Origin of the sequence: Campylobacter sp. BCW_6464 (genome assembly GCF_001762775.1) — a bacterium.
Classification (GTDB): Bacteria; Campylobacterota; Campylobacteria; order Campylobacterales; family Campylobacteraceae; genus Campylobacter_D; species Campylobacter_D jejuni.
In genome coordinates this window covers 1-8207 of record NZ_MJXM01000050.1, presented here as the reverse complement: position 1 = coordinate 8207, position 8207 = coordinate 1, and the positions used below count along the sequence as shown (strand labels likewise).

The 8207-nt window shown below is 25.7% G+C and carries 11 protein-coding genes; all 11 read right to left on the bottom strand.

Annotated features, from left to right (window positions below; genetic code table 11):
* Positions 1-113, bottom strand: a 113-nt coding sequence (locus tag AJ885_RS10985; RefSeq protein WP_070280924.1) for a sugar transferase, incomplete at its 3' end; no start/stop codon positions are given.
* 35 nt (positions 114-148) lie between these two features.
* On the bottom strand, positions 149-871 hold the full coding sequence (locus AJ885_RS06670; RefSeq protein ID WP_070280922.1) for a glycosyltransferase family 2 protein: 723 nt from the start codon (positions 869-871) through the stop codon (positions 149-151).
* On the bottom strand, positions 868-2391 hold the full coding sequence (locus AJ885_RS06665; RefSeq protein WP_070280920.1) for a capsular biosynthesis protein: 1524 nt from the start codon (positions 2389-2391) through the stop codon (positions 868-870). The genes AJ885_RS06670 and AJ885_RS06665 overlap by 4 nt, the downstream gene beginning before the upstream one ends.
* The gene (locus AJ885_RS06660; protein WP_070280918.1) at positions 2388-2786 is read right to left on the bottom strand and encodes an HAD-IIIC family phosphatase; all 399 of its coding nucleotides are present in this window, start codon (positions 2784-2786) and stop codon (positions 2388-2390) included. The genes AJ885_RS06665 and AJ885_RS06660 overlap by 4 nt, the downstream gene beginning before the upstream one ends.
* A 55-nt stretch (positions 2787-2841) precedes the next feature.
* Positions 2842-3567: a glycosyltransferase family 2 protein gene (locus AJ885_RS06655; protein ID WP_070280916.1), complete on the bottom strand. Its 726-nt coding sequence runs from the start codon at positions 3565-3567 to the stop codon at positions 2842-2844.
* Positions 3564-3893 carry a hypothetical protein gene (locus AJ885_RS06650; RefSeq protein WP_070280914.1) on the bottom strand — a complete coding sequence of 110 codons (330 nt, stop codon included), beginning with the start codon at positions 3891-3893 and terminating at the stop codon, positions 3564-3566. Before AJ885_RS06650 ends, AJ885_RS06655 begins: the two co-directional genes overlap by 4 nt.
* A gap of 2 nt (positions 3894-3895) precedes the next feature.
* The gene (locus tag AJ885_RS06645; RefSeq protein ID WP_070280912.1) at positions 3896-4231 is read right to left on the bottom strand and encodes a nuclear transport factor 2 family protein; all 336 of its coding nucleotides are present in this window, start codon (positions 4229-4231) and stop codon (positions 3896-3898) included.
* A complete protein-coding gene (locus AJ885_RS06640; RefSeq protein WP_070280910.1) occupies positions 4224-4949 on the bottom strand; it encodes a glycosyltransferase family 2 protein in 726 nt (241 codons plus the stop codon). The genes AJ885_RS06645 and AJ885_RS06640 overlap by 8 nt, the downstream gene beginning before the upstream one ends.
* Positions 4943-5581 (bottom strand): HAD family hydrolase, encoded by a 639-nt coding sequence (locus tag AJ885_RS06635; RefSeq protein WP_070280908.1) that lies wholly within the window; start codon positions 5579-5581, stop codon positions 4943-4945. The genes AJ885_RS06640 and AJ885_RS06635 overlap by 7 nt, the downstream gene beginning before the upstream one ends.
* The gene (locus tag AJ885_RS06630; protein ID WP_251988547.1) at positions 5574-6065 is read right to left on the bottom strand and encodes a hypothetical protein; all 492 of its coding nucleotides are present in this window, start codon (positions 6063-6065) and stop codon (positions 5574-5576) included. The genes AJ885_RS06635 and AJ885_RS06630 overlap by 8 nt, the downstream gene beginning before the upstream one ends.
* A 388-nt stretch (positions 6066-6453) precedes the next feature.
* The coding region (locus AJ885_RS06625; RefSeq protein ID WP_070280906.1) for a DUF2972 domain-containing protein at positions 6454-8207 on the bottom strand (1754 nt) is incomplete at its 5' end.

Genomic DNA, 8207 nt, shown 5'->3' with positions numbered 1-8207 from the left:
CCCCCCCCATACTTATAATTATTTCTTTGATGACTAAAGTCAATCATAACTTTGCCTAATTTATAAGCTAAATGATTTTTTATTCTTTCTATAGCTGAGTTTGGGTTTTTCATGGGGTTTCTCCTTTAAATAAAGTAAAATATTAATTTTATATTGAAATTAATATTTCATAGTTTTCCGGTGTTCCGCAAAATATAATTTCATCTAATGAAATTATATGATATTTTACAAGCAAGCCTTTTTTTATAAGATAATTATACATAGGAGCTATATACAATTCTCCTTTGGTAAAATCATTTTCAGCTTTCATTCTATCAAAAATTTCTTTAAAATCTTTTGTTTTTTTAAAATAATAAAGTCCGCTACTACAAAGATTTGAAATTCTTTCTTTTTCTGTAGTTTTAATCACATTGTCATTTTCATCAGCTAAAACAAAACTCCATTGCTCTCCATCTGCTTCAAATACCTCTAAATAACCATTAATTTTACAAAAATCCAAAGTAGTAGGTAAAGAAAAATTTGGCCTAAAGGTATCAATGTTAAAAATTAAAATACTCTCATCATCTTTAATATTTGCCCTGTCTAATCCAAGTCTTACCGTATGAGCTTGACCTAAAGTTTCTTGTTCTAATCTTACACTTTCGTAAGATTTTATTCCTAGTTTTTCACATTCTTTTTTTATAAAATCACTAGTATTTTCAATTTCCCTATATATAAAAAGAAATTTAAAGTCTTTAAAATATTTTTTAAAACTATTTACAGCGTGAAAAAATACACTATTTCCTTTTAAATCAAGCATATATTTAGGTTTATCATAGCCTGCCTTTGAAAAACGACTACTTAGTCCTGCCATAGGAAAGATTATAATCATTTACTCTCCTTAAAAAATTTATCATAAAGTATAAAAGCATTTGCTAAAAAAGCCATTTGTTTTTCTTTAAAATCATTATGTAAAGGCAACATAGATAAAAACAAATGCAAAGTCAAAGCTTTAATATTATCATCTATATCAAATATGTTTAAAAATTCTTTTTGAATATCCAAAATATTTTTATCTTCTTCTATAAAAAACTCTATATTATCACTATTAACTTTACACTCAAAAAATCCTGCAACAATAAAATCATAAAGTCCAAAAACAGAATGAACTAATTTTGCAAAATCATATTTTTTATCTCCATAAGGAGTAATTTTTCCATTAAAATCGCATCCCCTTGGATCAAAGGTTTTTATAGCACCAGCTCTAAAATCATACATAATATTTGAAAAACAAAAATCTCCATGTATTAATGAAAATTCATTCATATCATTCATATAAAAATCTAGCTTATCTACTAAAGTCAAAATACTTGGATAAGATTTTGAATTGATAACAATATTTTTATGCAAATCAATTCCGCTTTGTTTGCTAAATTCTTGCAACCTTTTTAAAGTTTTTTCTTTGCAATTAAAATTTATATCTTTATCATTGCTTTTAAAAGAATGCAACTTATCTAAAAATTCTTTTAAAGACTTAAAAATTCTTTTCCAAACATAACTAGGTAATTTTCCAAAAACATATAATTCTGCTAAAGTATTATTACAAAGATATTCTATTTCATAACTATCCTCATAAGTTATAACTTTAGGGGTATAGATAAATAGTTCTTTAGGCAAATTATCAAACCAATTAATCTCTGCTTCTATTTTTTCTTGCCAAGAAGAAGACTTTTTTATATAGCCATTTGAAATATCTATATTGTTAAAATTTCTTTGCGTGCTTACAGCTTTTTTGGAGTGAAAATAACTTGTTATAAGACCAAAATCAAGCCAAGTATTATTTTTTATAATATCAAAAGCATAAACTTTAGAATAAGATTTCATGCCGTCCACAAAAGAATAACCACTTTCAACTATACATTTTATTAAAAACTGAGGATGAGAAAAACTATAAGCTCCTGCTAAAATCAAATCATCTTCCAATGTTTTTGACAGTATATTAAATTCATCATTCAAATAAGCCCAATCGTAATTTTCCTTAACTTTTGTAACCTGTAAAGAGTTTTCTTTGAATACAAGTTTTTTGAAAAAAGTATCCCCGTGTAAAATATAAAGTTTTTCATCAAAAGCACAACAAACATTTAAGCAATAAACCACAGATTCACCTAAAGATAAATTGTTTGGCACAAATAAATTTTCAACATTAAGTTCTTTTAATTTTTTCTCATCGAATTTACTTAACTTAAAATCACTGGGTAAAGATAAAAAAATTTTTTGATTAAAATTTTTAAAAAGCCCTATTTGATATTCATACAATCTTTTATTACCAAGCGGTAGAAAAGATGGAGAGATTTTTCCAAATTCTAAAGTAAAATCGGAAGATGAATATCTTGCAGAAGTTATGAGTATCATTTATTACCACCATCTTTATGAGGATTTTCTTTTTTTAAAAGTTCTTTAATTTGCTCATAATTTAAACTTGTAAATTCAGACGGACGAATAGCTTTATCATCAACATAAAATCCATCATACCCACACCAAGGTTTACCTATGATTATCTCATCATACGGTACATCATGTTTCTTAAGCCAAGTGATAATTGTAGGCAAAGTATGAGTTTTAATTTTTTCAAGCTCACCATCAAACGTGCGCATGTTGCGACTTGTAAAAATATTGATTTTAAAACCTTGTTTTTTATACTCTTTTAAAGTTTGAATTAAATCAAGATTTGGTTTTTTATCAATATAATCTACATTTTCTTCATCAATTGTCAAAGTTCCATCTAAATCAATAAGTAGAGTTTTCATATTCCCATAATCATAAAAATTTTTAAAATATTTTTATGATTATATGCAATAAACCTTACAATTTATTTATTGCTTTAAAAATTTCCAAATCCTCAGGTGTTCCAATGCCATGCATTTTGGAAAAATCAATATTATAAATACCTATTTTAGCACCATTTTTTATAGCATAATTATAAACAGGACAAGTATAAAATTCATTATTAACTCTATCATTTTCTATAATCATATCTATAGCACTTTCAACAAATATTTTTCCTTTATTAAAAAAATAAATCCCAACTGTAGCAAATTCACTAATAGCTTCTTTTTCTTTTACTTCTACTACCAAATCATTATTTAATTTTGCAAATGACCATTTTGAATTTTTTTCTTTGTCTACAAAAGTCAATATCGAACCATCTAAACCTCGTTTGAAACTATCATTGATAAAATCAGCTATATTAATATCAACAATCTGATCAGAATTTGCTATCATTAATGGCGTATCATTATTAATATATTTTCTTGCATAAAGCACAGTACAAGCTGTTCCTTCTGTAAGTTTATCGATAGCTATAAATTCTACATTAAAATTATTTTTAATTTCATCAACTAACTTTTTTTCTTTAATTAAATGTTCTTTTCTTGCTATTAAAATATATCTTGCATCTTTATATTTTAAATTTTCAAGCACTCTAACTATCATTGGCTTACCCAAAACATCGATAAAAGGCTTTGGTTTATCAAAACTAGCCTTTGCAAAACGACTTCCAAGCCCAGCCATAGGAATCACTATATTCATTGACATTCTCCTAAATATTTATCATCATTAACTCCTGGAAGTTTTACGACGACATTCGTTGTGTCTTCCAAAGCTTCAAAATCTGTAGCTTCACCTGGATAAATCATCACTATATCGCCTTTAGAATATATCCTATCATTCATCCTTACTTTGCCACTAATAATAACAGTAATTTCAGTTGCAATTTTATGATGATGCTTTTCTTCGGTATCACCTTTTTTATATTCTTTCACGCCAACTTCCACATCATTAGTTTTAAAAACACTTGGATCGAAATTTCCCACAAACCAACCACGAATCATTTCATTTAATTTATAATTTTTCACAATCAACCTTTCGGAATGTCCAAATAAGCACGTAGTTCAACAATTTTTTCATCATGCCATTCTATGATATCCGCACCTTCAAGTCTAGTCTCATCAAGTATTAAAATAAATTCTATAAAAGTTGTATTTTTATCTTGAAAAATATTTTTAGCACTAAAGCTTAGTTCTTTGCAACTTTTGAAAATATTTTCAATAGCTTTTAAACATTCTTCTTTGCCTTCTATTCTTTTTACAACTGGATCTTCTAAAACAAAATTCTCATTTAACAAGTTTGCTACTTCTTTTATATCTTTTTTATTAAAAGCATTAATATATTTTTCAGTTAATTTTTTAAGCATTTTTAATCCTTTCATATTCATTAATTTTCGCATGAGAGTAAAAAGTAAAATAACGATTTTTATCAATTGATATATTTATAATTTTCCTATCTTGTAAAATTAATTCATTTAATATTGGGGCGATAAAATATTTTCCTTCATAATTAACATCTTTTTTAATCATATCAAAGGCTGATGTTATGAAAAATTCAGCCTTATTAAAATAATAAAATCCCGCTATTGCATTTTTACTTACAGGTTTTTTTTCAAAAGCTTCTAAAACAAAATTATTTTCATCACATTTTACATAAGCCCATCTTGGATGAACACTCTCAAAGCTTAAAACACCTGCATCATTTAAAGATAAATCTGAAATCACTTCATTTAAATCACACTCAAAAATTTGATCCATATTGACAATAAGCAAAGAATCATTTAAATTAATCTCATCAATAGCCATCAAAACAGAACAAACCATGCCTTGTGTTTCATGTTTGAGAATAATAATTTTGCTTTGATTATTAGTTAAAACATTAATTGCATCATCCAAATGATAACGCTTTACGTCTTCTTCTTTAAGTATAAAAATAAAACGTTTACTCTTGACATTTTCATAATTTTTAGCAAAATGTTCCAACATAGTTTTTCCACAAATTTCAATAAACGGCTTTGGAAAACCGTCTTTTTCATTATCAAAAAAATAACTTTTACCCGCAATAGGAACCACTATATTTAACATTTCAATTCCTTTTCAAATTTAAAAATATGATTTTTAATATTTTCATAATTTACTTCACTAACTTCATCTACAATCATCACATTAGCTCCGCTTGCCTTAGCTGCTTTTATACCATTTTCATTATCTTCCACTATCATGCATTCTTTAGGATTTAATTTTAATCTTTCTATAGCTTTGATATACATTTCAGGATCAGGTTTTCCTTTTTTTACATCTTCATTGGAAATATAAAAATCCAAATAATTTTCAAGAGCCGATTTTTTCATCATTACCTCAATGCTATTGCGTATAGAATTAGAACAAACAGCCATTTTATAACCTTCAAATTTTAACTTTGATAAAGCATATTCATGATGAAACCTAGGTTTGCACAAACTATAAACTATTTCCATGGTGTATTGCTGTTTTAATTCATTTATAAAAGAATGTAGAGATTTAGGCAATCCTCTATCCAATGAAAGCATTTTTAATTTATCCTTAGTTGGCAAACCATCAAAAGTTGTCAAGTGCTCATATCTAGTAATTTCCATGCCAAAAAGTTTTAAAGCTCTATTTAAAGCTTCATAATGCCAATCTTTAGCTTCAATCAAAACTCCATCCATATCGAAAATAATGGCTTTTATCTTAATCATTAAAGAACCTCCTTGCCTCATCAGGATAATCAGTACAAATCATTAATTTGTCTTGTATATGTAACTCTTTTTCTATTTGTTTGTATTCTTGCCATTCTTTTTTATAATCTCTTTTATGAAGCTCTGGAGAAACCATACAAACTAATTTACCATTATCAATATGTTTTTTTATAATATTTTTATCTATCCAATGCGAATAAAACTCATCCATCCAAACACCACAAGCCTTATCATAAAAACTAGGCTCTTTTTCATATTCACTTTGTCTAGTAAAGACATTAAAATTTAAATCAATATAAAGCAAAGCATCAGGAACTGACATATCAAATACAAAATAATTTGTAATTTTATATTTTTGAATAAGTTTCTTAAGTAGAATTTGAAGTCCATCAGCCTTTATATTTAAGGCTAAAGATAAATTTGTATTATATTTTTTATAAAGCTTAAAAAAATCTTCTAATTTTAAACAATTTTCATTAGCCATATCATGCGATATAACTATGCCCCCCCCCCATATCTCTTAAATCTGTTTCAAGACCATATAAGACTAATAAAACTTCGATCAAAAGCAGCAATAGAATTTTTTTCATTATGATTATGCCAAAATCCTCTATGAGAAATTATTATCACTTATTGCTCCTTAGCTTTTGTTGTTTTAATTATTTTAATATATCATACCATACTTACTTCTTAAATTACACTTTAAAATTTAAAAATTCTCTAATTAAAAACAAATCATTTCCTTAATTACTAATATTATTTATAATATTGATAAATTTCTAAGAAAAAATACTAATACTCTTGATCGATATTGTTAACTTCAACTTTTCTTCTTAAAAAATTATAATGCTCGACTTTTACTCTAATGTTAACTATTGATCCAACTCCTTACACATTTTTTCAAATTCTTGATAGTATTTCCAAGATGCTACTATATCTGGACGATGTTGTTTAATATGAACAAGTTCCTTATCTAGTATGTTTTTTAACTTAACTCTTAATTCTTTATTTTCTTTTAAATAGTTTAACACGTCTTTTTCTTTAAATAATTTAGCTTTTTCTAGTTCTATTCTCTCTTCTAAAGCTTCAATAAAATTATTTAAATATCTTTTGGTAACATCAAACAGCTTAGAATCTTGCCTTAAACGCTCCAATTCTTGTGGTTTTAAAAATATTCCCAAATTTTCATATTTCAAAGGTTTATCAAAAAATTCTTTAGTGAAGTTGATATATTCTTTAGATTGTTTATAAAATTCAATCAAATTTATAGATGTGATTTGAAGATGAATGCTATCATTATCTTTATAAATAACTTTGTTATTATAAATTAAATTTTTTTTATCGATAAATAAATTAATAGGTATAAAACCTGCTAAATCTCCATTCATAACTCCTTTAAAAAATTTTTTATCCATTGGTTTCTTAAAACCAAATTTGTTAGCTAAATCACACATTGTATCGAATGCCTTTGCTGGTTTTATTTCTTCCATGTCAATATAAGTAATATCTCTATTTGGAAATAATAAGCAAAGCGATGTCTGATACATTGTATCTTCATTAATCCATCTAGATAAATATTTCATGCTTGGCTTTTCTGAATAGTAAAAATTTTTTCCAATATCGCCAACATACATTTTATTCTTAAACACATCACTATAATCATTGTTTAAACATATCTCCTTTATACTTTTTGGATTTAGAATAGGATGATTTACTCCGGTTTTTAGTCTTGATATAGGATCTCTTACCAAAAAAAGAATTGGAATTTTATTAATTAAAGTCAAATATTTATCTATATTTTGCATTAAACTGTGTTGTCCATATGTTATAATTGAATATAAATTTTCAATCCTAGAAAAATGGTAATAATCTATATATCTATTTTTCATTAAATCCATATGATGATACAAATATCCAATGTCACAAACATTAAAAAACGACATCATTGCAGCACGCCCAGATAATCCGCCAGATAAAAACACAAATTCATAATTATCAGGTAAAGGTAGATTCATTTCCCAAGCAAGTTCAGCTGGTATGTTTTTATAGTTTATTTTTTCTTTTTCATCATTTAGTTTTTTAGGATCAAATAATGAAGGGTAAGGATGGTTTTCTTTTTTATATTTTTCATTAAAATTATTTGATAATAGCCATTCTTCTATAAGATCAAAATTTTGTATAAAATAATTAAAATTATGGAAAATATTTTCTATAATAGGTTGATAGTCTTGATGAATTTTTAATATATTTTCTATTCTTGGAAATTCTTTTAAAAAGACTTGCTTATTTTTGGAGATTGTTTTAACGATATTTGGATTTAACTTTGTAAAATTATCAAAAATTTCTTTAAATATTTTAAATTTTTTATTAGCTTTTTTTATATTTTTAGCTAATGTAAAAATACTTCCTTTATACCAAGTTTTAAAAGTTTTGATTAGAACTTCACCAAGCATATAAGATAAATGAAATTTATATTTTAAAGCCTGCTCATAATCGCTGCATGTTTCTAAATTTGGATATTTGAGTTGAGGAAAAACTTGTATGGTTTGTTGATAAATTTTTTGTTCTTTTTTGTGTTGTTTGTTTATTTGATAAAGTTTTTTAAATAATGCTATATACCCCCCCC